Origin of the sequence: Microbacterium sp. SY138 (genome assembly GCF_039729145.1) — a bacterium.
GTDB classification, from domain to species: Bacteria; Actinomycetota; Actinomycetes; order Actinomycetales; family Microbacteriaceae; genus Microbacterium; species Microbacterium maritypicum_A.
Genome location: NZ_CP155793.1, coordinates 1,666,550 through 1,692,866, shown reverse-complemented (window position 1 = coordinate 1,692,866; position 26,317 = coordinate 1,666,550). Strand labels below are relative to the sequence as shown.

Below are 26,317 nucleotides of genomic sequence, written 5' to 3'. Positions count from 1 at the left end.
CATAGATCAGGCCACTTTGCGTCATGCTGGACGTATGGGATCACGACTCGTCGAACAGCTCGGAGCGCACAACGTCGCCGGCGCCACGGCGTCGGGGCTCGCGGACCGGATCAGGGCACTGATCCTCGACGGCCGACTCACCGTCGGCGAGCGTCTGCCGAGTGAGCGTGCACTCGCCGTCGAGCTGCGCCGTTCCCGTTCGACGGTCACCCGCGCCTACGGCGTGCTGGAGACCGACGGCTACGTCTCACGTCTGCACGGCGGAAGCACGCGTGTCACGCTCCCCAACGGCCACACCGCTCCGGGCGCGGAGGCCGACGACGACTCCATCGACCTGTCGATCGCGTCGATGGACTCGACCCCGGGCCTGTACGACGCGACGGTGCGCTCGCTGCCCCGCCTCGCGGCGCTGCGCGGCACCAGCGGATACTCGCTGCGTGGACTTCCCGAGCTGCGAGAAGCCGTCGCGCAGCGGTTCCGTGATCGCGGCGCTCCGACGTCGGCCGACGAGATCATCATCACCTCCGGTGCTCTCAACGCGGTGAACCTGATCCTCACGGCGATCGGGCGGCGCGGTGAGCGAGCCCTGGTCGAGCAGCCGACGTTCCCTCACGCTCTCGAGGCGCTGAACCGCCACGGGTACCGGCTTCTCCCCACGCCGGTGGACGCCGACGGGTGGGACACGCGGCATCTGAACGAGACGCTAATGAGCTCCCGGCCGCATGTCGCGTATCTCATCCCCGACTTCCACAATCCGACCGGCGCGACCCTCCCCGACGACGAGCGACCGCGCATCGTGACCACCGCGCGCAACGTGGGCACTCACCTCATCGTCGACGAGACGACGACCGAGCTCGACATCGACCGGGGCTGGGCACCGATTCCCATGGCCGCGGGCGGCCCCAACGTGATCACCGTCGGATCGATGTCGAAGATCGCATGGGGCGGGATGCGCATCGGCTGGGTCCGCGCGGAGCGTTCCGTCATCGCGCGGCTGCTCGCGGTGCGCCCCTCGTTCGAACTCGGTACGGCGCTGCTCGAGCAGTGCATCGCCGTCGAGCTGCTCTCCGACATGCCGGCGCTCAGCGCGCACGTCCGCCGGCGCCTGCGCGCGGGTCGTGGGGCGGTTGAGGCGGGTGTGGCCGGTATCCCCGGGTTCCGGATGCCGCCGACGCCCGGAGGCCTCTCCGCGTGGATCGACATCGGCGCGCCACTGTCCACCTCGCTCTCCCTCGCCGCGCGCGAGCGGCGCCTCGTTCTTCCGCCCGGCCCCCGCTTCACGACGGGCGGCGTGCTCGAGCGCCGGGTGCGCATCCCGATCACGCTCCCACCCGAGCGGATGGCGGAGGCGATGCGGCGGTTGACCCTCGCCTGGGGAGACGTGCGCGAGGGAAGCGCATCGCGCACCGCGGAACTCCAACACTCCGCGGTCATCTGATCCGGATGACGAAGACGCCGCCCCGTTCCCGGGGCGGCGTCCTCATCGTGCGGAGCGGGGATACGTCTTCTCAGCGTCCGGGATGACTCACCGGCATCCGATACTCACGCCTCCCCCGTTCCGGTCTGTGGTGTCGGCTCAGCCGACCTTGTGGAGCCAGACGACCCTGGCATCGTCGCTGGCGTGGCGGAAGGGCTCGAGCTCCTCGTCCCAGGCGGAGCCGAGGGCGATGTCGAGCTCGCGCTGCAGCTCGACCGCGCTCCCGGCGGCGATCTCCATCGCATAGCGGATGCGGTCTTCACCGATCACGATGTTGCCGGCGGCATCGGTCTGGGCGTAGTGGATGCCGAGATCGGGCGTATGCAGCCAACGGCCGCCGTCGCTGCGGGGCGTCGGGTCCTCGGTCACCTCGAAACGGAGGTGCTCCCAGCCGCGAATGGAGGTCGCGAGAGCCGCTCCGGTGCCGACAGGGCCGTCCCAGTAGAACTCCGCGCGTCGTGCGCCGTCCAGGACGGGCTGCTCGGTCCAGTCGAAGTTCACCGCACGCCCGATAGCGCGACCCACCGCCCATTCGAGGTGCGGGCAGAGCGCGCGAGGCGCAGAGTGGATGAACACCACTCCGCGTGCGTAAGCCGTCGCCATGATCTCTCCGTTTCATCAGGTGCGTCTTCCCCAACGACCTGAACCACGAAGTGGCGAGAATATGCGGTTGTGCGCCCATTCTCGCCGAGATCCACAGAAATCACAAGCATGTCATTCCATGACGAAGGCCCCGGTCACGGGGACCGGGGCCTTCGGACCGCAATCGGTCGTAGATCTGACGAGGATCAGGCCTCGCTCATGGCCTGCTTGACCTGCTGGCCCTTGGCGGCGTAGTACGCCGCACGAGCGGCGTCCTTGCGCGCCTGCTCGGCATAGCCGAACTCCAGCGTCTCCTGGTCGACCTCGTAGTTGGGCACATCGTCGGTGCCGTGGTACTTCTCGATGTAGGCATCGAGCTCCGGGCCCGAGGTCCACGAGGTGATGAGGCAGTAGCGCGGCTCCGTGCCGTTGTGCGTGGCCGCGTGCCAGAGGCGCTGCGTGTCGACGATGAGCTGCGCACCGGCCGGAAGGGCGATGCGGTACTCGATGCTGGGGTCGGTGCGGTTCTCGCGCAGGACGAAGTAGCTGTCCTTGTCGTCCGTCAGATTGAAGAAGCCGCGGACCACCCAGCCCGTGCCGTCCGGGTTCAGACGGTTGTTGTCATCCTGGTGCAGGTTGTAGAGGCAGTCGCCGTACGGGGTCGGCTGCAGCTCGATCACGCGGCAGCGGCCGACGTTGGCACCCGGCTCCTGCGCGCGGCGCGTCAGGTTCGGGGCCTTCTCGGTCTGCGAGTCGATCCAGACGCCATCCTTGTCGGTGCGCGGCGGCTTGTGGTTCCAGAAGCCGTTGCACTCGATGTCACCGAAGGCACTGGCGAGAGGGGCGAAGCGGGTGTCACCCGACGACTTCCAGTCGTTGTACTCGATGTCGAGCCATTCCTTGGGGTCGAGCTCCTGGTTGTAGCTGTCGAGGACGACGAATCCCTTTTCCTCGAGGGCAGCGGACTTGATGTAACCCATGATCGAGTCATGTTCCTTTCATCGGGGGCCAGCACGTTTTAACAGGCCCTGATAAGGCAAGCCTAACAGCGTGGTCCGGGAGCCCTTCGGAGGTCGGCCGTGCATAACCGAATAGACTGATCGGGGCGCCCGGCGAGTCCTCGGCGCCCGTCGCTACGGGAGGACGAGACACCAGCATGAGCACCGCGACCAACGTCGAGGCGACAGCAGTCAACACGATCGAATGGCTCGCGGCAGGGAGCACGACCATCGTCGTCCCCGTGTATCAGCGGCAGTACCGGTGGGACATCGGCGGCTGCGAACGTCTCCTCTCCGACATCCGCGCGGTCGCCGGCGAAGACGATGCCCACCGTCACTTCATCGGCTCGATACTGTCCGCCGAAGACGGCTCCGCAGCCGACTCCGACCTGATCCTCATCGACGGCCAACAGCGCATTACCACTCTCATGCTGCTGGTGGCCGCCCTGCATCATGCGATCCGCGATACCGACAGCGCCATGGCCGCAGCGCTCGAACGCGTGCTGGTGCGCTCCGACGCTCCGGACCGCACCAAGCTGCGCCCGCACGATGCCTGGGCCGACCTGTACGAGTCCGTGGTCCTGGATCGACGCGATGACGCCGACCGAGAGTCGCGCTTCGACGACAACTACGCCTTCTTCCGCAGCCAGATCCACGTCGACGAGGTTCCGGCCATCTGGCGCGGGCTGCAGAAGCTCGAGCACGTGTCGATCACCCTCGGCGCGCAGGCGAACGCACAGCAGATCTTCGAGAGCCTGAACTCGACGGGCGAGCCGCTGCGCGACCACGAGCTCATCCACAACTACATCCTGATGGGGCTCAGCCACGCGGAACAGGTCGACGTCGAGGCCCGGTTCTGGGTTCCGATAGAACGGCACACCGGCGAGGCGATCGGTGCCTTCTGGCGGCACTACCTCGTACTCGTCACCGGACGCGAGGTCGCCGCGAACGGCGAGCACGGCGTGTACAGCGCCTTCCGGCAGTCGTTCCCGCGGGTCGACGTCGACCATCTGCAGGCGGACGCGGCCGAGTGGCGGCACTACGCCGAGATCTACGGCACCCTGCTGGATCCGTCGCGGGAGCAGGACCCGGAGATCGCGCAGCAGCTGCGCCACGTCAACACGTTCGGCCGCTCCTCTTACCCGCTCGTGATGAGCGCTTACAGCGATCATCTGCGCGGCGTGATCGACCGCGCAGAGTTCGTCGAGACGTTGGAGTGGTTGCAGGCCCTCTCCCTCCGCCGCGCCCTCGTGAACCTGCCCGCGGAGAGACTCGTCGCCAGACTGTGCCGAGCGCGCCGCGACGGTCGCGATGCGCTCGCCCGGGCGTTCGCGCGCATCACGCCCTCCGACGAGCGCGTCAGTGCAGTCGTGAAGTACAGCGAGCTCCCCCACCCCGCGTATGTGTTGGGACGGCTCGAAGGTGTCGACGACGTCGACGACTTCGACGTCGAGCACATCGTCCCGACCGTACCCGGAGATGCGTGGTCGGGCGACGGGGAGCGATCGTGGATCGACTATTCCGAAGACGAGCAGAACAGCCACCGTGCCCTCGCTCCGACCCTCGGCAATCTGACCCTGCTCGAGCAGTCGCTGACGGAGCGGGTGTTCGGTGCCTCCTTCCCCGTCAAGCGCTCGGAAGCCTACGCGCACAGCTCCGTGCCGGCCACGCGCGATCTCACCGACCTCGGCTCCTGGAACACGGCGGCGATCACCCGCCGCACGATCGCGCTCACAGCCGACCTCATCCGCATCTGGGCCCGCCCCGCGCTGCCGGAGATCGATGACGACGGCCTGACGCCGATCCTCGATGCGGTCCGTCGCCGCGGATGGCCGACGGGCTGGGAGCGGGAGTTCGACTACGTCGAGTATCGCGGTGAACGCTGGGAGGTTCCCGACGTCAAGTATCTGTTCAACCGGGTCTTCCGTCGCGCCTGGACCGACACGAGAGAGGCCGCCCTGGCCTACTGCGCCGCGCACGGCGGTCCGATCTACCAGGACATGGCCTGGAAGGGGCAGTGGGATGAGCTCGACGAGGGTCATTTCCTCTACATGGGCTGGGATTCCAACTACATGATGACCGCGGTGCAGGGCGTGCTCGAGGAGTCGGGCATCGCCTCGGAGGTCTTCGTCAAGTACTCCTATATCGGAAATGTGATGTGAACATGAGCACCATCGTCCGCACGCTGCAGGATCTGACCGTCGAAGAGCACACGCTCACCGTCCCTCTGGTCTGGGGCGATCCGGCCGATCACCGCACCATCGAGATCTTCGCCCGCGTGGTCACCCGCGAAGGCGGCGACGCCCTCCCCTACCTGGTCTTCCTCCAGGGCGGGCCAGGGCATGAGGCTCCGCGCCCCTTCCACTCCTCGACATCGCCAGCCTGGCTCGACGAGGCCCTCGCCCACTATCGCCTGGTGCTTCTCGACCAGAGAGGGACCGGTCGGTCCACTCCTGTGGGCGACGGCGACCTCGAGCGCGGCTCGGCCGCCGTCGCCGAGCACCTCACGCATTTGCGCGCCGACGCGATCGTGCGCGACTGCGAGGCCGTGCGCGAGCACCTGGGCGCCACCACCTGGAGCGTGCTCGGACAGTCGTTCGGCGGCTTCACGACCTTGGCGTACCTCTCCACCGATGCCTCCTCCCTCGAGGACGTCTTCATCACCGGAGGCCTCAGCGCCGTGGGGCGGCACCCTGACGACGTGTATGCGCTCTGCTACGACAAGATGCGCGACGCCTCGGAACGCTACTACCGCCGTTTCCCAGAGCACCGCGATGTGATGCGACGGCTCGTCGAGCTGGCGGATGCCGGCGACATCGTCCTGCCCGACGGAGAAGTCGTCTCCCGCTCACGCCTCCGATCTGTGGGATCGGCACTCGGCACCGACGATGGCTGGCAGACCCTGTGGTCGATTCTGGAGCGCGATCCCTCCTCAAACGCCTTCCGCTACGACCTGATGCACGCGATGCCCTACGACGGCCGCAACCCGCTGTACTTCACCTTCCACGAATCGAGCTACGCGGACGGGCACGCGACCCGGTGGTCGGCCGAGCGCACCGAGCCCACGGACTTCCGCGACGACCCCACGCTGTTCACAGGTGAGCACATCCGGCGCGAGTGGGCCGAGACGGTGCCCGCGTTCCGGCCATGGCGCGAGGTCGCCCTCGAGCTCGCCGAGTTCGAGTGGCCGAGCATCTACGACGCGGCCGCGATCGCCGGGTCGGAGGCGACCGGTGCGGCCGCGGTCTACGTCAACGACGTCTACGTGCCATATGAGTTCTCTCTCGAGACGGCGAAGCTCATCCCGGGGGTGCAGCTCTGGCAGACGAGTGAGCACGAGCACAACGGGCTGCGTTCGGGACCGGTGCTGTCGCGCCTCATCGACCTCGCGCACGGTCGCCGCATCCGCTGAACATCTCCTCCCGAAGGAGGATGCTCTCGCTCCACCCGACGCCTACTCTGGAGCACATGGAACAGGGAGTGGGCGTGCTCGTCACGGTCGGAGTGCTGCTGCTCCTGGTCTCGGCGGTGATCGTCGTGATCGCCTTCGGCTTCTCGAGGGTGCCGATCGAGAAGAAGTACGAGACCAGTGGAAGGGGACTCGGCGGCGCATTCGACGCCGTCTGGTCTCCGTCTGCGCACGAGGCGGGTATCGAACGCGACCGCCAGACGCAGCGGACGGCCCCGGCACCATCGCCGGGGGATCCTCCGGACACGATCGACGACGGCCGGATCCGACTCGACCTCTGAGGTTTCGGGCACGGCCGCGAACGCAGCGGCCGGGGAACGAAGAAAGCCCCACGCTCCGAGGAGCATGGGGCCTTGTTCGTTGGCGATCGTTACTTGGACGAGCCGCCGAAGCCCTTGAAGCGCTGGTTGAACTTCTCGACGCGGCCGGCCGAGTCCATGATGCGCTGCTTACCCGTGTAGAACGGGTGCGAAGCCGAGGAGATCTCGACGTCGATGACGGGGTACTCCACGCCGTCCAGCTCGATGGTCTTGTCGCTCGACACGGTCGAACGGGTGAGGAACGTCTCGCCCGAACCGAGGTCGCGGAACACGACAGCCTTGTACTCGGGGTGAATGTCAGTCTTCATGGGATTCCTTAGTTGCTGCCCTGGATTGTGCCAGGGACGAGGGAAGTCTGCGGTGCAGAGAGCACCAAGGGTCGATTCTATCAGACCCGGATCAGGATGCTGCGCGGGCGGCGTAGCGGCCGTCCTCGCCGCTGAGCACGATCGGCATGCCGAACGTGTCGCTGAGAGCCTCGGCCGTGAGCGTCTCCGCGATCGGGCCCGCCGCGACCACGGCACCGTCCCGGATCAGCATCACGTGGGTGAATCCCACGGGGATCTCCTCCACGTGGTGCGTCACCATCAGCATGGCCGGGGTGGTCGGCGAGGACGCGTACCCGCTGAGGAGCGCGAGGAGCTCTTCACGAGAGCCGAGATCGAGCGAAGCCGTGGGCTCGTCGAGAAGCAGGAGCTCGGGGTCCGTCATGACGGCACGCGCGATCTGGACCCTCTTCTGCTCGCCGTCGCTGAGGGTGCCGAAGGTGCGGTCGGCCAGATGGTCGAGACGCCAGTCGCCGAGGACGCGGAGCGCGCGGCGCTCGTCGATGGCCTCGTAGCTCTCGTTCCAGCGGCCGAGCACGGAGTACGCGGCCGTGAGCACGGTGTTGAGAACCGTCTCGTCCCGGGGCACACGCTTGGCCATGGCCGACGAGGCGAAGCCGATGCGCGGGCGCACCTCGAACACGTCGGTGCGGCCGAGGGTCTCCCCCAGTACCGTCACCGTTCCCGACGTCGGGTGCATGAGAGTGTCGGCCAGCTGCAGGAGCGTGGTCTTTCCCGCGCCGTTCGGGCCGAGGATCACCCATCGTTGATCGTCGTCGACCTTCCAGGTCACGTGATCGATGATGTTGCGCCCCTCACGGCGCACGACGACGTCGGTGAATTCCAGAGCGCTCGGCATGCCTTCAGCCTATCGGCTCAGGCGGTCAGCTCCGCGTAGAGCGCGCGCGTCGTCTCGGCGATCGCCGCCCAGCTGAACTCCTCGCGCGCCCGCTCCCGTCCGGCCTCGCCGTACGCGCGTGCCCGATCCTGATCCATCGCCACCTCCGTGAGCACGGCGGCCAGATCCGCGACGTAGCGGTCAGGGTCCACCGGCGTGCCGGTGCCGTCCTGAACCTGCTCGATCGGGACGAGACGCCCGGTCACACCGTCGGCGACGACCTCAGGGATCCCACCGGTCGCGGTCCCGACGACCGCCGCCCCGCACGCCATCGCCTCCAGGTTCACGATCCCGAGGGGCTCGTAGACGGACGGGCAGACGAACGTCGTCGCGGCCGTCAGGACCGTCGACAGCTCGTCGCGCGGCAGCATCCGCTCGATCCAGATCACCCCGTCCCGCTCCTGCTGGAGCAGCCGGACGCCTTCTTGGACCTCCGCCATGATCTCCGGTGTGTCCGGCGCTCCGGCGCAGAGCACCAGCTGCACCTCTGGCGGCAGCAGACGCGCGGCCTGCAGCAGAAACGGCAGCCCCTTCTGCCGCGTGATGCGACCGACGAAGACGACCGACGGTCGAGCAGGGTCCATTCCGATCGATCGCAGGAACTGGTCGTCGCGTACCGGACGCCAGCGTTCGACGTCGATCCCGTTGTGGATCACCCGCACCTTCGCCGGGTCGACCTGCGGGTAACTGCGCAGGATGTCGGCACGCATCCCCGCGCTCACAGCGATCACCGCTGCGGCGTTCTCATAGGCCAGGCGCTCGATCCCACTGGAGACGGCGTAGCCGCCGCCGAGCTGCTCCGCCTTCCATGGTCGAAGGGGTTCGAGGCTGTGCGCCGTGAGCACGTGGGGGATGCCGTGCAGCTGCGAGGCGAGATGCCCGGCGAAGTTCGCGTACCAGGTGTGGCTGTGCACCAGATCGGCCTCGGCGATAGCCGACACGATCTCCAGATCCGTGCCGAGCGTCTGCAGAGCGGCGTTCGCCCCGGCGAGCTCGGCGGGCGTGCGGTAGGCGAAGGTGCCCGCCTCGTCACGGGGTGCGCCGAACGCACGGACCCGGACGTCGACGTGCTCCCTGAGGGCCGCGACGAGCTCGGCGACGTGCACGCCGGCACCGCCGTAGACCTCCGGCGGGTACTCCTTCGTGATCATTTCAACTCGCATGTCTGAACGCTAGTACAGCGACGATGATGGCATCTATGGTGGAGCCATGTCCGCTCCAAAGAAGGTCTTCGGGATCATCCTCGCCGGCGGCGAGGGCAAGCGCCTCATGCCTCTCACGGCCGATAGAGCGAAACCCGCAGTGCCCTTCGGCGGACAGTACAGACTCATCGACTTCGCGATCTCGAACCTCATCAACTCCGGGTTGCGGCAGATCGTGGTGCTGACGCAGTACAAGTCGCACAGCCTCGACCGACACATCTCGCAGACCTGGCGGATGTCGGCGCTCCTCGACTCCTACGTGACCTCCGTGCCGGCCCAGCAGCGCCTCGGCAAACGGTGGTTCTCGGGCTCCGCCGACGCGATCCTGCAGAGCATGAACCTCATCAACGACGAGAAGCCCGACATCGTCGTCGTGATCGGCGCCGACCACGTGTACCGGATGGACTTCCGCCAGATGCTCGAGGCGCACATCGAGTCCGGTGCCAAGGCGACCGTCGCCGGCATCCGCCAGCCGCTCGCGCTCGCGTCGCAGTTCGGCGTGATCGACGCCGACGCGGAGTCCGGACGGATCAAGCAGTTCCTCGAGAAGCCGACCGACATCGCGGGCCTCGAGGATTCGCCCCACGAGGTCCTCGCCTCGATGGGCAACTACATCTTCGACGCCGACGCGCTGATCGCCGCCGTCGAGGCCGACGGGGAGTCTCCCGTGTCCGGGCACGACATGGGGGGCGACATCGTCCCCTACTTCGTCGAGCGCGGCGAGGCCGGCTACTACGACATGAAGCAGAACGAGGTCCCCGGTTCTTCTCCACGCGACCGGTCGTACTGGCGGGACGTGGGGACGATCGACTCGTTCTTCGACGCGCACCGGGACCTCATCTCGACGCTTCCCGTCTTCAACCTCTACAACATGGAGTGGCCGATCCACTCGCAGGCCGTCAACTCCCCGCCGGCGAAGTTCGTCAGGGACTCGGTCGGACGGATCGGCAACGCGATCGACTCGATCGTCTCCCTCGGCTCGGTGCTGTCCGGAACGCACCTGGAACGCAGCGTGGTCGGTCCGTGGACACTCGCCGGAGGAGGATCGACCATCACCGACTCGGTCGTGTTCGACCACGTGCACGTCGGCCAGGGGGCACGCATCCACCGGGCGATCCTCGACAAGAACGTGGTGCTGGCTGATGGAGCGACGGTCGGTGTGGACCGTGAACGCGACCTGGCGCGCGGCTTCACCGTCACGGAGTCCGGCATCACCGTCGTGGGCAAGGGCATCTTCATCGACCGCTGAGCACGTCACGCCGCACACCGACCACTCGGGCGATCGCTAGGCTCGACGGGTGACCAGCGCGCGCTTCCTCGTCGTCCTCGATGCCGATTCCACCCTCATCCGCAACGAGGTGATCGAATTGCTCGCCGACGAAGCCGGGCGGCGTGCCGAGGTGCAGGCCGCCACCGAAGCGGCGATGCGCGGTGAGGTCGACTTCTCGACGAGCCTGCGCTCGCGGGTCGCGGCTCTGAAAGGTGTACCGGTGTCGGCCTTCGAGCGCGTCCGCGCGCGCATCGAGCCCACGCCCGGCGTGCGAGAGCTGACTGCGGCCGTCCACGACCGCGGCGGGGTGGTGGGCGTCGTCTCCGGAGGATTCCACGAAATCCTCGACAGCGTCGCGCCGGCCCTCGGCGTCGATCGCTGGCGAGCCAACCGTCTCGACGCCGCAGAAGGCGTGCTGTCCGGCCTGGTAGACGGTGACATCGTCGACGGCGCGGCGAAGGCATTGTCTCTCCGGGAGTGGGCGGCGGAACTCGGGGTCGCTCCCCGGGCGACCATCGCGATCGGCGACGGTGCGAACGACCTGCCGATGATGGCGGTCGCCGGTCTCGGTCTCGCCTTCAACGCGAAGCCCGCCGTTCGGGAGGCCGCGAGCCTCGTCATCGGCCCGCAGGACTTGGCGGAGGTCATCGCCCTACTGCCGTAAGGGAACGCTGTGGTGAAAGTCCGACGCCACCGCTAGCGTCAGCTCATGGACATCATCCTCATCCCGGGACTCTGGCTCGACGCGTCCAGTTGGGAAGAGGTGATCCCTGCCCTCGAACAGGCCGGGCATCGCGCACATCCCCTCACCCTCCCCGGCCTCGGCGCGCCCGCCGCCATCTCCGCGGGGATCGGCATCGCCGAATGGATCGACGCCGCCGTCCATGCCGTGGACGCCCTGCAGGGAGAGATCGTGGTGGTGGGTCACAGCGGCGGGGGCAACGTGGCATGGGGCGTCGCCGATGCCCGCCCCGAGCGCCTGAAACGAGTCGTCTTCGTCGATACCGTGCCGCCCCCTCCCGGGAGCGGCATCAGCGAGTTCGAGATCGTGGACGGGGTCGTGCCCTTCCCCGGTTGGGGCTTCTTCCCGGACGAGGACGTGAGCGACCTCGACGACGCGACCCGAGCGCGTACGACTCGCCTCACCCGCAGCGTTCCCGCGAGGGTGCCGACCGACGGCATCGTCCTGGAGAACCGCTCACGCCATCGAGTTCCGGTGACGCTGCTGATGGCTGGCCTCGATCAGGCCACGTTCGACGAGATGATCGACCAGTGGGGTGCGTACGCCGACGAATACCGGTCGATCGATGACGCCGAGGTCCTGCGCATCGGCTCCGGCCATTGGCCGCAGTTCTCCGTGCCCGAACGGCTCGGTGCGCTGATCAACGCGGCGACCGCGCGCTGAACACCGGTCTCGGGGTCAGTGCCCCATTCCGAGGCCGCCATCGACGGGGATGACCGCGCCCGAGACGTACCCGGCGTCGTCACCCGCGAGCCATGTCACCACACCCGCGACCTCATCGGGTGTGGCGAAGCGTGCGGCCGGGATGCTCGCCTTGTACTGCTTCTGGGTCTCTTCGGGGAGCTCGGCGGTCATGTCGGTCTCGATGAATCCGGGAGCGACGACGTTGGCGGTGATCCCGCGCGCGCCGAGCTCACGGGTGATCGATCGCGCGAAGCCGACCAGGGCGCTCTTCGACGCCGAGTAGTTGGCCTGGCCTGCGGAGCCGTAGAGTCCGACGACGCTCGAGATCAGGATGATGCGGCCGAAGCGTGCCCGGAGCATGCCCTTTGAGGCACGCTTGACGACGCGGAACGTGCCTCCCAGATTCGTCGCGACCACGCTGTCGAAGTCGTCTTCACTCATGCGCATCAGCAGGGTGTCCTTGGTGATGCCCGCATTCGCGACGACGATCTCCACCGGTCCCAACTGCTGCTCCACCTCGGTGAACGCCGCATCGAGCGCGGCCGCATCCGTGACATCCGCCCGGACCGTGAGACTCCCCTCCGGCCCCTCGCCGCTGCGAGCGGTGACCGCGACGCGGTATCCGTCCCGCACGAAACGCTCCGCGATCGCGCGGCCGATACCGCGGTTTCCGCCGGTGACGAGGACGACGCGCTCAGCGCTCATGGGGACACTCCTGCTCTGGCCGGTGGCACGGGTTCCCGAGCCGTCATCGATCCTACCGACGATGCCGGGTCGATCCTCGGCTCCGCGATAATCGCGATCGGCGCGTTCCCCCTCATCGGCGTCTTCATCGGCTTCCTGTTCGTCGGAGCGCTCAGCCTGCCCGTCGTCTTCTCGCGCTGAACCGCCTCCGAACCGGCACGCCGAATGCCCGGTACCGGCGTAGGCTTGAGACATCGTGAAGAACGCGCGTCAAGTCCCGGCCGTCACCTCACTGCCGCAGTCTCCGCGGGATGAGGCAGACCATCGTGTGCGCCGTTATGTCCTGACGATGTCCATCCGCATCGCGTGCTTCGCTCTGATGGTGCTGGTCCAGCCGTACGGTTGGTACACCTGGGTTTTCGGGATCTCCGCCGCCGTGCTGCCGTACATCGCCGTGGTCTTCGCCAACGCGGGCAGCGACAGCACCGAGACCGGTGCCGAGTCGCCGGTTCAGGAGCTGTCCGCCCCGGCGCCCGCACCGATCGAGAGCCAGCCCGCGACACCACCGGTGTTCACGATCCACGAAGGCCCGAAGGACCGATGACAGACCTCGAATGCTCGCGTGCCGGCTGCCGGAGCGCGGCGACCAGACAGGTCGTATGGCGCAACCCCCGCATCCATGCCGCCGATCGGGAGAAGATCTGGTTGGCGTGCGATGAGCACGTCGCCTACCTCCGGGACTATCTGGCAGCACGTGACTTCCCTGTCAGTGTTCGGGATGGGATCCCCGCATGAGCGGACGTCTGACCCGATGGGCCGTCTACGTGCTCATCGCGATCGGTTTCGCGGTCGCGTGCGTCTTCCTGTCGAACTGGCAGTTCGAGCGCAACGAGACCAGAGCCGCGCAGATCGAGCTCGTTGAAGAGAACTACGACGCGAAGCCTGTTCCCCTCTCCGACCTCATCGGAGAAGACGGTGCCCTCGATCCCTCCGACGAGTGGCGACCGGTGATCCTGCAGGGCGAATACCTCGCCGACCAGCAGCTCCTGGTGCGCAACCGCCCGCACGGCGGGACGAGCGCCTTCGAGGTGCTCGTGCCGTTCCGCGACGTCGATGGTCGCATCTTCATCGTCGATCGCGGCTGGGTGCCGCCGGGTGACGGGGACGCGCCGGATTCGGTGCCAGCACCGCCGGAGGGCGAAGCCGAGGTCACCGTACGTCTTCGCCCGGGTGAGCAGGTTCCGGCATCGGGCCGTGGCGCGCCCGAAGGTCAGGTGCCGACCATCAATCTGCCGACCATCGCCGATCTCGTCGACGGTGACGTGATCACCGGAGCCTACGGACGGATGATCAGCGAGGACCCGGCCGGCGCAGGGACGCTGGGGGGATTCGACTCCCCCACCGACGATCCGGGTCCGCACCTGTCCTATGCCATCCAGTGGATTCTCTTCGCGCTGATGGGCTTCATCTTCATCGGATACATCATCCGGACGGAGATCGTGAAGCACCGCGAGGAGGTCGAGGGAGTCCAAGCCCCCGTCAAGAAGTCGCGCCGCAAGGACCACGACGCCGACGTCGAGGACGAACTGCTCGACGTGCGGTGACTCTTCAGCCGGTGCTCGCTCGGTCCGACCATGGCATCGGGCGCTCCGGTAGCCGCGAGCTGTCGTCCGGAAGGTGCGGCAGTTCCTCGCCGCCGGCGCGGAGACAGAGCCAGCGCAGTTCGCCCGGACTGTCCGGTCGCGCCCGCCACGTGCGAGCGACGCCCTGACCGACGCGGATCACGGTACCGGGGCCGACCTCCACCACATCGTCGTCCAGCCCCATCTGCCCTCGCCCTCCGAGGAACACGTAGACCTCTTCGATCTTCCGGTGCACGTGCCAGTAGCCGGCCTCTTCGCCCGGCTCCAACGCGTTCGCGGTCATCCCGATGTACTGCATCGTCAGCTCATGGTCGACGACGCGACGCCCGTCGCGCGATCGTGCGGCATCGAAGCCACCATGGTGGGTGCGCCACTCGTCGAGCGACCCGATCTCGAGCACCTGATAACCGCTCATGTCCGCTCCCCTGCGACTCTATATCTCGCCACACCGGCGGCCTCGCCCGTCACGCTGCGGCTCCAGCCGCCCTCCGCGCGCTGAAAGACGATCCGGCTGTGGTTCCGGTCCGCCGATCCCTGCCAGAACTCGACCCGCGCCGGGACGATCCTCCAGAGCACCCATTCCCCCGGCGCGACACCGCGACGAGCGTCAGCCGACCGCGCGGCGAGATCTGCGGCGCTCTCCACCTCGGACGCTTCCTGGATCATTCCCCGGACCCGCACGGCCCGTCGGAGCGGCTGCCACCAGAAGTTCAACGCCGCGGCAGGGCGTGCGGCGATCTGCTCGCCCTTGCGGGACGAGCGCGTCCCGGCGAACGCCCATCCTCGCGCGTCGACGCCCTTGAGGATCAGTGTCCTCGCATCCGGCACGCCGTCATCGTCGACCGTCGCCAGGGTCGCCGCGTGCGGTTCCGCGACCCCGCTCTCGGCGGCCTCTCCGATCCAATCGACGAAGAACGGCACGGGATCTTCGGGAAGCCCTGCGAGATCGAGCGGCGGCGCGACCCCGGTGAGGGAAGGCTGCGCACGCAACCAGTCGCTGATGTCTGACGAGGACGGGGGATGCGCGAACGGCATGCTCTCGACTATGCCATGGGTCCGCCCCGGGCAGGGCCGAGTGGTCAGGCGAGTTCGGCGGAGGCGGAACCCACCGGGAGCGGCCCCAGGAGGTCGATCAGCTCGCCGAGCGTCGAGACCCGGCGGGTGTCTCCTGCCCACTTCTGGTGCCCGCCGTCGAAATGGACGAACTCCGCGCCGAGACCGTCCGCGATCTCTCGATCGTGATTGGTGTCGCCGACGACGAGCACATCATGCGCAGCCATCCCGGATGTCGCCAGCCATCGCGAGATCACATCGTGCTTGGAGGCGCGGAAGGGATCGTCGATCGACAGCACCGCTTCGAACGCCTCGCCCAGGTCGTGCGGGGCCATCTGCCGAGCGAGGGCATCCGGAAGAGTCGCCGAAGCGAGGACCTGGCGGATCCCTCGCTCACGGAGCACCGCGAGCGTGGCCCGCACGTCGGAGTGGAGCGGCGCCTCGCCGACGCGCTGGGCGAGCAGGTCGAGATACGTGGTTGCGGCCGACAGGAATCGGTCGTCCCCGAGTCCGACCGAGCGGTAGAAGTCCCGGATCGGGAAGCGGAAGACGGATCGGTACGCGTGCTCGTCGGCGAGCGGTTCGAGCGCGTGCTCCTCGAGCACGGCGTTCATGACCTGACGGCAGATCTCGGCATCGTCGAGCAGCGTGCCGTTCCAGTCCCAGCAGATCGCGCGGATGTGACCCAGCCCCATGTCCGTCACGATATCCCGGGCCGCCGACACGGAACCGACCCCCTAGGCGAGCTCGATGAGGTCCTGGTACTCCTGGCTCCAGATGTCCTCGACCCCGTCCGGCAGGATCAGCACACGTTCGGGGTTGAGTGACTGCACGGCACCGGGGTCGTGCGAGACGAGCACGACTGCGCCCTCGTAGTGCGCGAGCGCACCGAGGATCTCCTCGCGCGAGGCAGGATCGAGGTTGTTGGTCGGCTCATCGAGCAGCAGCAGGTTCGCCGACGACACGACCAGCGTCGCGAGCGACAGACGGGTCTTCTCACCACCGGAGAGGACGCCGGCGGGCTTGAGCACGTCGTCACCCGTGAACAGGAACGACCCGAGCACCTTGCGCGCTTCGGTCTCCGTGATGTGCGGAGCGGCCGAGACCATGTTCTCGAGCACCGAGCGGTTCACGTCGAGGTTCTCGTGCTCCTGCGCGTAGTAGCCGACCTTGAGGCCGTGCCCCGGCTCGAGCTGTCCCGTATCGGGCTGGTCGACGCCGGCGAGCATCCGCAGCAGTGTGGTCTTTCCTGCACCGTTGAGTCCGAGCACGACGACCTTCGAACCGCGATCGATCGCCAGGTCGACGTCGGTGAAGATCTCGAGCGAGCCGTACGACTTCGAGAGGCCGGAGGCCATCATCGGCGTCTTACCGCAAGGAGCGGGCTTCGGGAAGCGCAGCTTCGCCACCCGGTCCTCCTGACGCACCTCGTCCAGTCCGGCAAGCAGCTTCTCGGCGCGCGCGATCATCTGGTGCGCAGCAGCGGCCTTCGAAGCCTTCGCACCGAAGCGGGCGGCCTGCAGCTGCAGGGTCGTCGCCTTCTTCTCGGCGTTCGCGCGTTCCTTCTTGCGACGCTCCTCATCAGCCACCCGCTGACGCAGGTAGTTCTTCCAGTTCATGTTGTATGTGTCGATGATCTGGCGGTTCGCGTCGAGGTAGAACACCCGGTTGACGGTCTCGCCGACGAGCTCCACATCGTGACTGATCACGATCAGCCCGCCCTTGTAGCCCTTGAGGAACTCGCGCAACCACACGACGCTGTCGGCGTCGAGGTGGTTGGTCGGCTCGTCGAGGATCATCGTCTGCGCGTCGGAGAAGAGGATGCGCGCGAGTTCGATCCGACGGCGTTGACCGCCGGACAGCGTCGACAGCGGCTGGTCGAGGATACGGTCGGGAAGCGACAGGTTGTTGGCGATGGACGCGGCTTCGGCTTCGGCCGCGTAGCCGCCCTGCGCCTCGAACTGCTCGGTGAGTCGGGCGTAGCGCTTCATGGCCTTGTCGGCCACCGCGGGGTCGTCGGAACCCATGGCGAGGGCCGCCTCGGTCATGCCGAGGTTGAGCTGACCGAGCCCGCGGGCATCGAGGATGCGCGTACGCGCGAGGTCTTCGGGATTGCCCGAACGAGGGTCCTGCGGCAGGTAGCCGAGTTCCCCGGAGCGGGTGACGCTTCCGCCCGACGGGAGCACGTCACCGGCGAGCACCTTGGTGAGCGTGGTCTTCCCGGCCCCGTTGCGGCCGACGAGTCCGATCTTGTCTCCGTCGGCGACGCGGAACGAGACGTTCTCCATCAGCAGGCGCGCGCCAACGCGGATCTCGAGGTCGTGCACGGCAAGCACAGCGGACGTCCGTTCTTTCGGGGAGGTTGTCGGCCGATCGGCCAGCCTCCCAGTATAAGCGGCGTCGCCGGGAGTCGCGCTCAGCAAGATCACTCCGAAGGGTGAGGGTCCCGATACCCGAGAGGGATGCCCTGCTCGGGGTCCGCTGCATAACGTACGGGAGTGGACATCCTCAACGAGCTCATCATGCAGGCGATCGCCTCGCCCTGGCTGTACCTGGTCCTGTTCGCCGTCACCGTCATCGACGGCTTCTTCCCCCCGGTTCCCAGCGAGACCGTGCTCGTCGCCGCGGCGGCGGTCACTGCCTCCACCGGCGAGGGAAACCTGGTGCTCCTCGGGCTCGTCGCCGCGATCGGTGCGGCGATCGGAGACAATCTCGCCTTCGTCATCGGGCGAGCGGTGGGCACGACGAGGTTCGCGTGGATGCGACGCCCCCGGGTGGCGGCGGCATTCGCTCACGCCCAGCGCGCACTCGACCGTCGGAGCGCGACGCTCATCCTCGGCGCCCGCTACATCCCGGTCGGTCGGGTCGCCGTCAACATGAGCGCGGGCGCTCTCCACTTCCCCTGGCGGCGCTTCCTCCCCTTGAGCCTCATCGCCGGGGTCAGCTGGAGCGTGTTCAGCCTCGCGATCGGTCTGCTCGCCGGCGCCTGGATCAAAGACCAGCCCCTGCTCAGCGCCGGGCTCGGCATCGTCATCGCCCTCGTCATCGGGTTCGTGATCGACCGGATCGCCGCGGCCCGTCGCCGCCGTGCGCCGGCGCCCCAGCTGGCAGGATGACAGTCATGGCACGACGCCGGGAGCGCACACCGCTCCGCCAACGGATCAACCGCCGCACCTCCGCCCTCGTGGCGCTGGGTGCGGCGGTCGTGGCGCTGTACGCGGTGATCGTCCCGCTGCAGACCCTCCTGTACGGCACACCGCTGCCGCTGTCGTTCATCCTCGGAGCTGTGCTGTGCGCTTCGCCGCTCCTCGCGATCTCACGTCCTCGCTGGGCTCTCATCCTGTTCACGGCGAGTGCGTTCACCCTGCCGCTCACGGTCGTGCCGGAGCTGGCGATCCAGTCTCCCTGGCCGTGGTCCGTTCCGGCACTCCTCGTCTTCGTCCTCTTCGTCGGCGTCGTCACTTTCCTCCATGGGACGAGGATCGGAGCCTTCGCCCTGATCCTCGGGGCGATCGCCTCGCTTCTCGCCCCCGTGCTCCGGCCCGACATGGTCGCCCTCCCGGCGTCATCCGCCAGTGCGACCGCCGACCTGATCGTCACGACTGCAGTCGCCTCCGCGATGTTCCTCATCGCAGCGCTGATAGCCGGGCGGGTCCGCGTCGCCGCCGAGCTGACGCGCGAGAAGGAGCACAGCGCGCTCGAGGAGGCCAGGCGCGCGCTCGTCGAAGAGCGCACACGGATCGCCAGGGAGCTGCACGACGTCGTCGCCCACAGCATGTCGGTGATCCAGGTGCAGGCCTCGACGGCCAAGTATCGGATTCCCGAGCTCGGCACCGCCGCCATCACGGAGTTCGACGACATCGCCGCCACCGCCCGGACCTCGCTCACGGAGATGCGACGCATGCTCGGGGTGCTCCGCACCGAAGACCAGAGCGCCGAACTGGCCCCGCAGCAAGGCGTCGACGACATCCCCGCCCTTGTCGACAGCATCCGCCGCGCCGGTGTCGACGTCGGACTCGTCCTCGAAGGAACCGAAACCGCCTCCGCCACACCTGCTGTCCAGATCGCCGCCTTCCGCATCGTGCAGGAGGCATTGAGCAACGCCGTGCGACACGCACCCGGTGCGCGCATCGCTGTGCGCGTGCGCGCAGAGGCGCCCAGCATCCACATCCAGGTGCACAACGACGCACCGCCGCACCGCGCCGAGAGTCACGGCACCGGTTACGGGCTCCGGGGCATGCGGGAGCGCGCCGAGATCCTCGGCGGCAGTCTCTCCGCCGGCCCCGCGTCCGACGGAGGATGGGATGTCGACGCCGTCCTCCCCCTCGACGCCGCCCCGGCCGGCACACCTTCATCCCCTTCCCCTGACAAGGAGAGCCTGTGACCATCAGCGTCCTCATCGCCGACGACCAGGCCATGGTTCGAGCAGGGTTCGCCGCGCTCCTCGACGCCCATGACGGCATCCGCGTGACCGGGCAGGCGGCGAACGGTGCGGAAGCGGTCACCCTCGCAGCGCGTCTCGATCCCGATGTGATCCTCATGGATGTGCGCATGCCGGAGCTCGACGGGATCGAGGCCACGAGGCGCATCCTCGGCCCCTCCTATCCGGCCGCGCACGTACCTCGAATCCTGATGCTCACCACATTCGACATCGACGACTACGTGTACGACGCGCTCGAGGCCGGCGCCAGCGGCTTCCTGCTGAAGGATGCTCTACCGGAGGAGCTCGTGCACGCGGTTCGGGTCGTCGCGGACGGCGATGCGCTGCTCGCGCCCAGCGTGACGCGCCGCATGATCGAGCAGTTCGCCGGCCGCCGCCCCCGCGCACCGCGCTCGGCGACGGCTCTCGCCGAGCTCACGGATCGCGAGCGCGAGGTGCTCGTGCTCATCGGTCGAGGTCGTTCTAACACCGAGATCGCCGCCGATCTCTTCATCGCAGAGCAGACCGTCAAGACGCATGTCGGCAAGGTGCTCGCCAAACTGAGCCTGCGAGACCGCGTGCACGCCGTGATCCTCGCGTACGACACCGGACTCGTCGAACCGTCGTCCTGACTCACCCCGTCGTAGGGGGTCGTGACGGCACCCACGGGTGATGCCCTCGCCGGCACCACCTCCATAGTCTCCTGGAACACCGCTTCCGAGGAGGACTCATGGCCATCGTCCAGGCACCGCGCGCCGTCAGCACCACAGCTCCCCCACGCGCATCCCGCGACACCGGGATCGACTTCCTCCGGGCCCTCTGCGTCCTCGGGGTCGTGCTCCTGCACGCCATCATGGTCGGCGTCACCGTGACCGATTCCGGACCGGTCTTCGCCAATGCCAGCGACGGGACCGGATGGATCGCGCCGCTCAGCTGGTTCCTCCAGGTGATGCCCCTGTTCTTCGTCATCGGAGGGTTCTCGGGTCTGCTGGCCTACCGGCGGATGCATCAGCGCGGAGGCACGGCCATCGGCTTCGTCGCCGGCCGTGTGCATCGACTGCTGCGTCCGGCGATCTTCACGATCGCGGTCATCGCACTCGCACTCGCGCTGCTCACGGTCTTCGGCGTTCCCGCCGACCTCATCGCGACGGCGGGATTCCGATACGGGCAGCCGCTCTGGTTCCTGGGCGTCTTCCTGCTCTGTCAGGCTCTGCTCCCTCTTCTCGCCTCCGCCCATGAACGCGCACCGCTGCGCACGATCGGCGCGCTGGTGCTCGCCTCGATCACCGTCGACGTGCTGCGCACAGCCACCGGCATCGACGGGCTGGGGTTCCTTAACCTCGCTTTCGTGTGGATGACCCTCCAGCAGCTCGGGTTCTTCCTGGCCGACGGCAGCATCGACCGCCTCGCCAGGCGCGTACGCGCCACCGCCGGGATCACGGCCCTCCTTCTGCTCGTCGCGACCTTCGCCTTCGGCATCTACTCCCCCGACCTCATCGCGAACATCAACCCGCCGACCGCGGCGCTCCTCCTCGTCGGAGTTGCGCACACCAGCCTGCTGTCACTGCACCGCGAGCGTCTCGAACGGTTCAGCCGTCGGCCGCGGGTCGCCGCGTTCACCGCCTTCGTGACGGTGCGCACCATGACGATCTACCTCTGGCACATGCCGGTACTGCTCCTGATGGCCGGTGTCACCGCAGTGTACGCACTCGTCGCCGGAGCCAGCCTGCCGGCGTTGGACAGCGCGGGATGGTGGGCCGGGCGTCCCCTCTGGCTGGCGACGGCTCTCGCTCTCACCGCTCTCGTCGCCGTCGCCTTCACGCGATTCGAGTCGCAGCCCGCGCCCTCGGCGACGACCTCGATGCACCGCATCGTCATCGGAACCTTGAGCGGTCTGGTCGGGATCGTGCTCCTTCTGGTGCTCGGCACCTCGGTATCGACCGCGCTGATCGCGATCGCGCTGATCGGCGCCGCGCTGCGACTCTCGTCGCTGTCGGCTTCTCAGCGACCGACACAGCGAGCACGAGTCGCAGTCAACGCGCCAGTGCCGGCCTGAGTCAGACGATGCCCCGGGCCGCCAGCGCTTCGCCGACGTCATCCGCGTGCCGCAATGCGAGCACCAGCAGCGGCACGACGGTGCGGATCCCCAGGCGCACATCGCGGGCCTGCTCGGCTTCGCGCACGCGTGCGGCGAACCCGGCGATCACCGGGACTGTCGTGAGGGTGAGCGATATCGTCAGCGCCACCGCCTCCGGATCGACCCGCATGCTGCGAAGCGGACGGAGGAGACGATGGAGCACCGCGAGAAGGTCCGACATCCGAGTGGTCAGGGTCAGCAGGCTCGCCAGGAGGAGCACCGCCACGACCCTCCCTGTGCTGATCCACGCGGCGGCGGGCGACACGAAGATGAGCAGCGCCGCGGCGAGGACGAGGACGATCCAGCGCAGACGCCAGGCCTCCGTGACGAGCACACGGAACGGCAGTCCGCTCAGGCCGTACAGCCCCACGACGATCGCGAGCGAGACGCCGATGCTCAGCGAGTCGTGCGGATACAGCGAGAGCACGAGGGCGCCGACAGCCAGGGCCGCGAGTTTGAAGCCTGCCGGCGCTCGATGGATGAGCCCCGTTCCCGGACGGTAGAGCGGGATCATGCGCACGCCCGCCGGTAGGCGTCGATCACGCGCGCCGGCTCACCGGAGGCGGCGATCCTCCCGTCCTCGAAGAGCAGCGCGGCGTCGCAGCGGGCAGCGAGGTCGAGGTCGTGCGTGACCACCACCACCTGCGCCTGCTGTGCGAGCAGGAGGTCGCCGATGCGGCGGGCGTTCCGTAGATCCAGCAGCGTGGTCGGCTCGTCGGCGACGATCACGCGCGGTTGCGCGATGAGCACCGACGCCAGCGCGAGCATCTGCTTCTGCCCACCGGACAGCATCGATGCCGGGACCTCGGCGTGCGCGCCCAGTCCGTTCGTCTCGAGGGTCTCCTGGACGCGCGCGGCCACTTCCGCCTTCGGGCGACCGCGCAACGACAGCGCGAGATCCTCGGCCGGTGTCGGCATGAGGATCTGCGCATCCGGATTGGTGAAGACGAAGCCCACGAGGCGGCGCACCGCTGCACGCTCCTGCACGGTGTCATGTCCGTGCACACGCACGGTGCCGCTGTGGGGTGTGACGAGTCCGTTCAGCAGCCTCGCGAACGTCGACTTCCCCGAACCGTTCGCCCCGATCACGGCGATCGTGGAAGCCGTGAGCTCGACGCTGATGTCATGCAGCACCGAACGTCCGTCGAGTTGCACCGACACCCGCTCGAGCGTGATCGGAGCCCCGGCGACCTGAGGGCACCCCATCATCTGATCTCCCCGTCACGGTCCTGAACACTGTTCACCTGAACGTCGTTCACTATAATCGGAGCATGAGTCCCGAGCACAATCCGGCACGTCACGACCGCGACAGCGTGGCCAGGCGCGCTCTCGCCCTGCTCGACGAGGTGGGACTCGCCGATCTCTCGATGCGGCGCATCGCCGCCGGGCTCGACGTGCAACCCAGCGCGCTCTACTGGCACTTCGCGAGCAAGCAGGAGCTGCTGGCCGAACTCGCCGACCGGATCACCGCATCGATCCCTCACGGGAGCACCGACGTCCTCACGACCGCGCGCGGCATCCGCGACGCACTCTTCGCCTACCGTGACGGCGCCGAACTGGTCCTCAGCACCTATGCGCTCCAACTCGGCTCGTCGCAGGCGCAGACCGCGCTGACCGATGCGCTCCGCGCGCAGGGAGCCCCCGATGCGGATGACCGTGGAGCCGCGATCCTGCATTTCGTGCTCGGACACGCAACGCTCGTCCAACAGCGCATGCATGCCGACAGCCACGGCGCTCTGCCCGACGCCGGCGCTCTCGACGTCACCGCCGGACTCGATGGCGTGTTCGACCTCGGGGTCACCGCCCTCGCGGGAGACCTCAGCGCGCCGGCGACTCCGCCGCGTGCCCGAGCCTGAGCCCGGGTACGACAGCCAACGCGACGAGAGCGATACAGAACGCGAAGACCGCGCTGAACGCCCCGGCCTCGCCGCCGAGCGTCGCGACACCGAGACCGGCGAGTGCGATGGCGACGGCTGATCCGGCCGCGTCCGATATCGACAACGCGGAGGAGTTGAACCCCTGATTGGTCTCGTCCGAGTAGGCCAGGGTCAGGACGGTGAGGCGTGGATAGAGCAGTCCCATCCCGCCGCCGGCGAATGCCCAGCCCACCACCACGACGGCCGCCGAGACGTCGAACACGGCGGCGGTGAGCACGCACAGCATCGCGACCAGGAGTGACCCCAGGCTGATCGTCGTGATGCGGTGATTGCCGAGTCTCTCGCCGAACCGCCCCTGCAGGGCCGAGGCACCCGCCCACGCGAGGGCCGCGAGCATGAGGGCGACGCCCGCCCAGGTCGCGCTGAAGTCGAACTTCTTCATCAGCAGATAGGGGATGTAGGCCTCCGCAGCGAAGAAGGCTCCCGCCACGATTCCTCGCATGAGCACCACGCTGGGAAGCCCCAGCCCTGCCCGCAAGGTACGCCGCGGCAGGAGTGGCAGTACGGCGAAGCCGATCGCCAGCACGGCGCCGAGCGCCACCGGCCATCTGATCGAGGGGATCATCTCGGCGGAGAAGCCGACGACGACGGCGAGGACCGCGACGACGACCGCGAGCAACAGGCGGACGATGAGCGTACGGCGATCCTGCGGCTCGCCACGCCCGAGGTCGACCCCACGGAGGCGGACGGCGATCATCAGGAACGCCGCAGCGGTGAGCACGGCCACGCCCAAGAAGGCCCAGCGCCAATCGAGATACTCGGCGACGGCGCCCGCCAGAAACGGACCGACCATGGACGGCACGACCCACGCCGCGGCGAAGGCGGCGAAGATCCGACCGTGCAGATGGGGCGGATACAAGCGTGCGACCACGACGTACAGTGCGACCGTCTGCCCTCCCGTCCCGAGCCCCTGGACGAGGCGTCCGACCAGGAACTGATGCATCGTGACGGCGAAGCCCGAGAGGAGCAGACCGATGATGAAGAGCGTCACCGCGACGTAGAGGGCGCCGCGGGGGCCGCGGGCATCTGACCAGGCTCCGGTCGCGACCATGCCGATCACGCTCGTCGCGAGGGTTCCCGCGAAGGCCACGGCGAACAGGGCCTCACCATCGAGAGCCTCGCTGACGATCGGCATCACCGTCGTGACGGCCAGAGCCTCGATCGCCGCGAGGAAGATCAGCGCGACCGCGCCGAGAGTCACCCAGATCCGTTGGCGGTCCCAGATCGTCGCGGCGTCGGCGGCGGTCATCGGCCGACGAGCGACGCGATGCGCTCGATGGCCTCGGTGAGGATCTCGGGGCTGGTGCCGAAGTTCAGTCGCACGTGGCCCGCGCCCTCCGCGCCGAACGACGGCCCGAAGTGCAGGGCGACCTTGGCGTCCTTGAGGATGCGCCGAGCGGGGTTGTCGCCCCACTCCAGTGCGGAGAGATCTATCCAGGCGAGGTAGCCCGCATCGGGGATGCGGTAGCGCGCGCCGGGAAGACGGGCGGCGAGAAGATCCTTGAGCAGCACGCGGTTCTCGTCGAGAGTGCGCAGCAGACCGTCGAGCCACTCATCGCTCTCCTCCGAGAACGCCGCGACGGCCGCGAGCAGCCCGAACTGCCCCGTTCGCCATTCGACCTCGACCGGAAGACCTCGGACGACGGCGCTGGTCGCGTCGTCGGCCGTGACCATGAGGGCGCACTTGAGCCCGGCCAGGTTGAACGCCTTGCTGGCGCTCACGACGGCGTAGCCCACCCGCTGTGCAGAGTCGCTCACGGACAGGAAAGGGGTGAACCCCGTGCCCGGTTGGGCGAGGGGCGCATGGATCTCGTCCGAGACGACCGCGACGCCGAACTCGTCGGCCAGCTCCGCGAGCGCTGCGAGACTGTCCCGATCGTGCACCGTGCCAGTGGGGTTGTGCGGGTTGCAGAGCAGGATCGCCGTCGCACCGTCGTCGAACGCCGCGCGGATCCCGTCGATGTCGAGCTCCCAGCCGGTGCCGGTATCGCGAAGCGGTACCCGTTCGACCTCTGCACCGGCCTCGGCGACCAGATCGTAGAAGGGTGGGTACACGGGCGGCGTCACGACGATCCGCTCCCCCGGCTGCGTCACGCGACGCAGGATCTCCACGATCCCCATGCTCACGTCAGCCGTGCTGCGCATCCGGGCCGGGTCAGGGTCCCACCCGTAGCGTCGGCTCGCGAAGGCCGCGAACGACTCCGCGAGCGGCGTGCGCGAGGCGACATACCCTGTGTCACCGATCTCCACCGCACGCTGCAACGCCGTCGAGATGGCCGGAGCCAACGGGAAATCGGTCTCCGCGACGAACAGCGGCAAGACGTCGGCGGGGTACTCCCGCCACTTCTCGCTGCTGCGCTCGCGGAGTTCCGCAAGAGGCAGGGCCTTCACCTGAAGCATTGGTTCTCCCGAGGTTCCGACACGCGCCGTCGCGGTGCCATCCGATCCGACGCGCGCCGATGATGCCTTCCGGCA

At 68.1% G+C, this 26,317-nt stretch carries 29 protein-coding genes; 15 read left to right on the top strand and 14 right to left on the bottom strand.

All coding sequences use genetic code 11. The features are described from left to right. Positions 1–34: 34 nt before the first annotated feature. Positions 35–1,438 carry a PLP-dependent aminotransferase family protein gene (locus tag ABDC25_RS08045; RefSeq protein ID WP_021200729.1) on the top strand — a complete coding sequence of 468 codons (1,404 nt, stop codon included), beginning with the start codon at positions 35–37 and terminating at the stop codon, positions 1,436–1,438. Positions 1,439–1,576: 138 nt separating this feature from the next. On the opposite strand, the gene ABDC25_RS08040 is transcribed toward ABDC25_RS08045, so the two are convergent. Both ABDC25_RS08040 and ABDC25_RS08035 read right to left on the bottom strand, forming a co-directional pair. Further along, positions 1,577–2,080, bottom strand: a complete 504-nt coding sequence (locus ABDC25_RS08040) for a DUF3145 domain-containing protein (RefSeq protein ID WP_017830431.1) — start codon at positions 2,078–2,080, stop codon at positions 1,577–1,579. A 185-nt stretch (positions 2,081–2,265) separates the two neighbouring features. Continuing rightward, positions 2,266–3,039, bottom strand: a complete 774-nt coding sequence (locus tag ABDC25_RS08035; RefSeq protein ID WP_021200730.1) for a hypothetical protein — start codon at positions 3,037–3,039, stop codon at positions 2,266–2,268. A gap of 176 nt (positions 3,040–3,215) precedes the next feature. Here ABDC25_RS08035 and ABDC25_RS08030 point away from each other — a divergent pair, with 176 nt between their 5' ends. The 3 genes from ABDC25_RS08030 to ABDC25_RS08020 are packed head-to-tail and all read left to right on the top strand — an operon-like array spanning position 3,216 to position 6,807. After that, entirely contained in the window at positions 3,216–5,219 is a 2,004-nt protein-coding gene (locus ABDC25_RS08030) for a DUF262 domain-containing protein (protein ID WP_347125743.1), read from the top strand. Further along, positions 5,216–6,469 carry an alpha/beta fold hydrolase gene (locus ABDC25_RS08025; protein WP_347125741.1) on the top strand — a complete coding sequence of 418 codons (1,254 nt, stop codon included), beginning with the start codon at positions 5,216–5,218 and terminating at the stop codon, positions 6,467–6,469. The genes ABDC25_RS08030 and ABDC25_RS08025 overlap by 4 nt, the downstream gene beginning before the upstream one ends. Positions 6,470–6,525: 56 nt before the next feature. Beyond that, complete coding sequence (locus ABDC25_RS08020; RefSeq protein ID WP_347125739.1) at positions 6,526–6,807, top strand: hypothetical protein; 282 nt, start codon at positions 6,526–6,528, stop codon at positions 6,805–6,807. Between the two features lie 89 nt (positions 6,808–6,896). Here ABDC25_RS08020 and ABDC25_RS08015 read toward each other — a convergent pair whose 3' ends face one another. From ABDC25_RS08015 to glgA, 3 genes are all read right to left on the bottom strand, one after another. Next, positions 6,897–7,154: a type B 50S ribosomal protein L31 gene (locus ABDC25_RS08015; RefSeq protein WP_021200734.1), complete on the bottom strand. Its 258-nt coding sequence runs from the start codon at positions 7,152–7,154 to the stop codon at positions 6,897–6,899. A 91-nt stretch (positions 7,155–7,245) separates the two neighbouring features. Next, complete coding sequence (locus tag ABDC25_RS08010; protein WP_021200735.1) at positions 7,246–8,031, bottom strand: ABC transporter ATP-binding protein; 786 nt, start codon at positions 8,029–8,031, stop codon at positions 7,246–7,248. Positions 8,032–8,048: 17 nt separating this feature from the next. Further along, positions 8,049–9,233, bottom strand: coding sequence for a glycogen synthase (glgA, locus tag ABDC25_RS08005; protein ID WP_029260256.1), 1,185 nt, complete (start codon positions 9,231–9,233; stop codon positions 8,049–8,051). 46 nt (positions 9,234–9,279) lie between these two features. Here glgA and glgC point away from each other — a divergent pair, with 46 nt between their 5' ends. The 3 genes from glgC to ABDC25_RS07990 are packed head-to-tail and all read left to right on the top strand — an operon-like array spanning position 9,280 to position 11,947. Beyond that, the gene (gene glgC / locus ABDC25_RS08000) at positions 9,280–10,521 is read left to right on the top strand and encodes a glucose-1-phosphate adenylyltransferase (RefSeq protein WP_021200737.1); all 1,242 of its coding nucleotides are present in this window, start codon (positions 9,280–9,282) and stop codon (positions 10,519–10,521) included. Between the two features lie 49 nt (positions 10,522–10,570). Beyond that, positions 10,571–11,206 carry a phosphoserine phosphatase SerB gene (gene serB / locus ABDC25_RS07995; protein ID WP_021200738.1) on the top strand — a complete coding sequence of 212 codons (636 nt, stop codon included), beginning with the start codon at positions 10,571–10,573 and terminating at the stop codon, positions 11,204–11,206. A gap of 45 nt (positions 11,207–11,251) precedes the next feature. Next, positions 11,252–11,947: an alpha/beta hydrolase gene (locus ABDC25_RS07990; protein WP_021200739.1), complete on the top strand. Its 696-nt coding sequence runs from the start codon at positions 11,252–11,254 to the stop codon at positions 11,945–11,947. Positions 11,948–11,962: 15 nt separating this feature from the next. Here the strand turns inward: ABDC25_RS07990 and ABDC25_RS07985 are convergent, their stop codons facing one another. After that, complete coding sequence (locus ABDC25_RS07985) at positions 11,963–12,673, bottom strand: beta-ketoacyl-ACP reductase (protein ID WP_167253997.1); 711 nt, start codon at positions 12,671–12,673, stop codon at positions 11,963–11,965. A 235-nt stretch (positions 12,674–12,908) separates the two neighbouring features. On the opposite strand from ABDC25_RS07985, the gene ABDC25_RS07980 reads away from it, so the two are divergent. The 3 genes from ABDC25_RS07980 to ABDC25_RS07970 are packed head-to-tail and all read left to right on the top strand — an operon-like array spanning position 12,909 to position 14,256. After that, complete coding sequence (locus ABDC25_RS07980; protein WP_031207707.1) at positions 12,909–13,256, top strand: DUF3099 domain-containing protein; 348 nt, start codon at positions 12,909–12,911, stop codon at positions 13,254–13,256. Then, complete coding sequence (locus ABDC25_RS07975; RefSeq protein WP_081859644.1) at positions 13,253–13,447, top strand: hypothetical protein; 195 nt, start codon at positions 13,253–13,255, stop codon at positions 13,445–13,447. Before ABDC25_RS07980 ends, ABDC25_RS07975 begins: the two co-directional genes overlap by 4 nt. Next, complete coding sequence (locus tag ABDC25_RS07970) at positions 13,444–14,256, top strand: SURF1 family protein (RefSeq protein WP_021200742.1); 813 nt, start codon at positions 13,444–13,446, stop codon at positions 14,254–14,256. Before ABDC25_RS07975 ends, ABDC25_RS07970 begins: the two co-directional genes overlap by 4 nt. 4 nt (positions 14,257–14,260) lie before the next feature. Here the strand turns inward: ABDC25_RS07970 and ABDC25_RS07965 are convergent, their stop codons facing one another. The 4 genes from ABDC25_RS07965 to abc-f are packed head-to-tail and all read right to left on the bottom strand — an operon-like array spanning position 14,261 to position 17,684. Beyond that, complete coding sequence (locus tag ABDC25_RS07965) at positions 14,261–14,710, bottom strand: cupin domain-containing protein (RefSeq protein WP_021200743.1); 450 nt, start codon at positions 14,708–14,710, stop codon at positions 14,261–14,263. After that, positions 14,707–15,330, bottom strand: a complete 624-nt coding sequence (locus ABDC25_RS07960; protein WP_167253995.1) for a pyridoxamine 5'-phosphate oxidase family protein — start codon at positions 15,328–15,330, stop codon at positions 14,707–14,709. Before ABDC25_RS07960 ends, ABDC25_RS07965 begins: the two co-directional genes overlap by 4 nt. Before the next feature lie 44 nt (positions 15,331–15,374). Beyond that, complete coding sequence (locus tag ABDC25_RS07955) at positions 15,375–16,043, bottom strand: HAD hydrolase-like protein (RefSeq protein WP_347125734.1); 669 nt, start codon at positions 16,041–16,043, stop codon at positions 15,375–15,377. Positions 16,044–16,085: 42 nt separating this feature from the next. Then, entirely contained in the window at positions 16,086–17,684 is a 1,599-nt protein-coding gene (abc-f, locus tag ABDC25_RS07950) for a ribosomal protection-like ABC-F family protein (RefSeq protein WP_029261766.1), read from the bottom strand. A 162-nt stretch (positions 17,685–17,846) separates the two neighbouring features. Between abc-f and ABDC25_RS07945 the strand changes: the two genes are divergently transcribed. The 4 genes from ABDC25_RS07945 (at position 17,847) to ABDC25_RS07930 (ending at position 21,824) form a co-directional block, all read left to right on the top strand. Continuing rightward, positions 17,847–18,464 carry a VTT domain-containing protein gene (locus ABDC25_RS07945; protein ID WP_021200747.1) on the top strand — a complete coding sequence of 206 codons (618 nt, stop codon included), beginning with the start codon at positions 17,847–17,849 and terminating at the stop codon, positions 18,462–18,464. Positions 18,465–18,469: 5 nt separating this feature from the next. After that, positions 18,470–19,732 carry a sensor histidine kinase gene (locus ABDC25_RS07940; RefSeq protein WP_347125731.1) on the top strand — a complete coding sequence of 421 codons (1,263 nt, stop codon included), beginning with the start codon at positions 18,470–18,472 and terminating at the stop codon, positions 19,730–19,732. Then, positions 19,729–20,400, top strand: a complete 672-nt coding sequence (locus ABDC25_RS07935) for a response regulator transcription factor (protein ID WP_021200749.1) — start codon at positions 19,729–19,731, stop codon at positions 20,398–20,400. The genes ABDC25_RS07940 and ABDC25_RS07935 overlap by 4 nt, the downstream gene beginning before the upstream one ends. Positions 20,401–20,498: 98 nt before the next feature. After that, positions 20,499–21,824: an acyltransferase gene (locus ABDC25_RS07930; RefSeq protein WP_021200750.1), complete on the top strand. Its 1,326-nt coding sequence runs from the start codon at positions 20,499–20,501 to the stop codon at positions 21,822–21,824. Position 21,825: 1 nt separating this feature from the next. On the opposite strand, the gene ABDC25_RS07925 is transcribed toward ABDC25_RS07930, so the two are convergent. Then, positions 21,826–22,419: a CbiQ family ECF transporter T component gene (locus ABDC25_RS07925; RefSeq protein ID WP_347125729.1), complete on the bottom strand. Its 594-nt coding sequence runs from the start codon at positions 22,417–22,419 to the stop codon at positions 21,826–21,828. Then, positions 22,416–23,114: an ABC transporter ATP-binding protein gene (locus tag ABDC25_RS07920; protein ID WP_021200752.1), complete on the bottom strand. Its 699-nt coding sequence runs from the start codon at positions 23,112–23,114 to the stop codon at positions 22,416–22,418. Before ABDC25_RS07920 ends, ABDC25_RS07925 begins: the two co-directional genes overlap by 4 nt. Before the next feature lie 62 nt (positions 23,115–23,176). Here ABDC25_RS07920 and ABDC25_RS07915 point away from each other — a divergent pair, with 62 nt between their 5' ends. Beyond that, positions 23,177–23,761, top strand: coding sequence for a TetR family transcriptional regulator (locus tag ABDC25_RS07915; protein WP_021200753.1), 585 nt, complete (start codon positions 23,177–23,179; stop codon positions 23,759–23,761). Here the strand turns inward: ABDC25_RS07915 and ABDC25_RS07910 are convergent. Then, complete coding sequence (locus ABDC25_RS07910) at positions 23,724–25,091, bottom strand: MFS transporter (RefSeq protein ID WP_347125727.1); 1,368 nt, start codon at positions 25,089–25,091, stop codon at positions 23,724–23,726. The genes ABDC25_RS07915 and ABDC25_RS07910 overlap by 38 nt on opposite strands. After that, positions 25,088–26,242: an aminotransferase class I/II-fold pyridoxal phosphate-dependent enzyme gene (locus tag ABDC25_RS07905; RefSeq protein WP_347125725.1), complete on the bottom strand. Its 1,155-nt coding sequence runs from the start codon at positions 26,240–26,242 to the stop codon at positions 25,088–25,090. The genes ABDC25_RS07910 and ABDC25_RS07905 overlap by 4 nt, the downstream gene beginning before the upstream one ends. Between the last annotated feature and the right edge of the window lie 75 nt (positions 26,243–26,317).

Coding starts and splice junctions, on each gene's coding strand:
- ABDC25_RS08010 (WP_021200735.1), bottom strand. CDS start 8,031: ATGCCGAGCGCTCTGGAATTCACCGACGTCGTCGTGCGCCGTGAGGGG.
- ABDC25_RS07990 (WP_021200739.1), top strand. CDS start 11,252: ATGGACATCATCCTCATCCCGGGACTCTGGCTCGACGCGTCCAGTTGG.
- glgC (WP_021200737.1), top strand. CDS start 9,280: ATGTCCGCTCCAAAGAAGGTCTTCGGGATCATCCTCGCCGGCGGCGAG.
- ABDC25_RS07940 (WP_347125731.1), top strand. CDS start 18,470: ATGGCACGACGCCGGGAGCGCACACCGCTCCGCCAACGGATCAACCGC.
- glgA (WP_029260256.1), bottom strand. CDS start 9,233: ATGCGAGTTGAAATGATCACGAAGGAGTACCCGCCGGAGGTCTACGGC.
- ABDC25_RS07905 (WP_347125725.1), bottom strand. CDS start 26,242: ATGCTTCAGGTGAAGGCCCTGCCTCTTGCGGAACTCCGCGAGCGCAGC.
- ABDC25_RS08045 (WP_021200729.1), top strand. CDS start 35: ATGGGATCACGACTCGTCGAACAGCTCGGAGCGCACAACGTCGCCGGC.
- ABDC25_RS08030 (WP_347125743.1), top strand. CDS start 3,216: ATGAGCACCGCGACCAACGTCGAGGCGACAGCAGTCAACACGATCGAA.
- ABDC25_RS07915 (WP_021200753.1), top strand. CDS start 23,177: ATGAGTCCCGAGCACAATCCGGCACGTCACGACCGCGACAGCGTGGCC.
- ABDC25_RS07925 (WP_347125729.1), bottom strand. CDS start 22,419: ATGATCCCGCTCTACCGTCCGGGAACGGGGCTCATCCATCGAGCGCCG.
- ABDC25_RS07970 (WP_021200742.1), top strand. CDS start 13,444: ATGAGCGGACGTCTGACCCGATGGGCCGTCTACGTGCTCATCGCGATC.
- ABDC25_RS07955 (WP_347125734.1), bottom strand. CDS start 16,043: ATGGGGCTGGGTCACATCCGCGCGATCTGCTGGGACTGGAACGGCACG.
- ABDC25_RS07985 (WP_167253997.1), bottom strand. CDS start 12,673: ATGAGCGCTGAGCGCGTCGTCCTCGTCACCGGCGGAAACCGCGGTATC.
- ABDC25_RS07910 (WP_347125727.1), bottom strand. CDS start 25,091: ATGACCGCCGCCGACGCCGCGACGATCTGGGACCGCCAACGGATCTGG.
- ABDC25_RS08035 (WP_021200730.1), bottom strand. CDS start 3,039: ATGGGTTACATCAAGTCCGCTGCCCTCGAGGAAAAGGGATTCGTCGTC.
- ABDC25_RS08015 (WP_021200734.1), bottom strand. CDS start 7,154: ATGAAGACTGACATTCACCCCGAGTACAAGGCTGTCGTGTTCCGCGAC.
- ABDC25_RS07920 (WP_021200752.1), bottom strand. CDS start 23,114: ATGATGGGGTGCCCTCAGGTCGCCGGGGCTCCGATCACGCTCGAGCGG.
- ABDC25_RS08040 (WP_017830431.1), bottom strand. CDS start 2,080: ATGGCGACGGCTTACGCACGCGGAGTGGTGTTCATCCACTCTGCGCCT.
- ABDC25_RS07975 (WP_081859644.1), top strand. CDS start 13,253: ATGACAGACCTCGAATGCTCGCGTGCCGGCTGCCGGAGCGCGGCGACC.
- ABDC25_RS08020 (WP_347125739.1), top strand. CDS start 6,526: ATGGAACAGGGAGTGGGCGTGCTCGTCACGGTCGGAGTGCTGCTGCTC.
- ABDC25_RS07960 (WP_167253995.1), bottom strand. CDS start 15,330: ATGCCGTTCGCGCATCCCCCGTCCTCGTCAGACATCAGCGACTGGTTG.
- ABDC25_RS07965 (WP_021200743.1), bottom strand. CDS start 14,710: ATGAGCGGTTATCAGGTGCTCGAGATCGGGTCGCTCGACGAGTGGCGC.
- ABDC25_RS07930 (WP_021200750.1), top strand. CDS start 20,499: ATGGCCATCGTCCAGGCACCGCGCGCCGTCAGCACCACAGCTCCCCCA.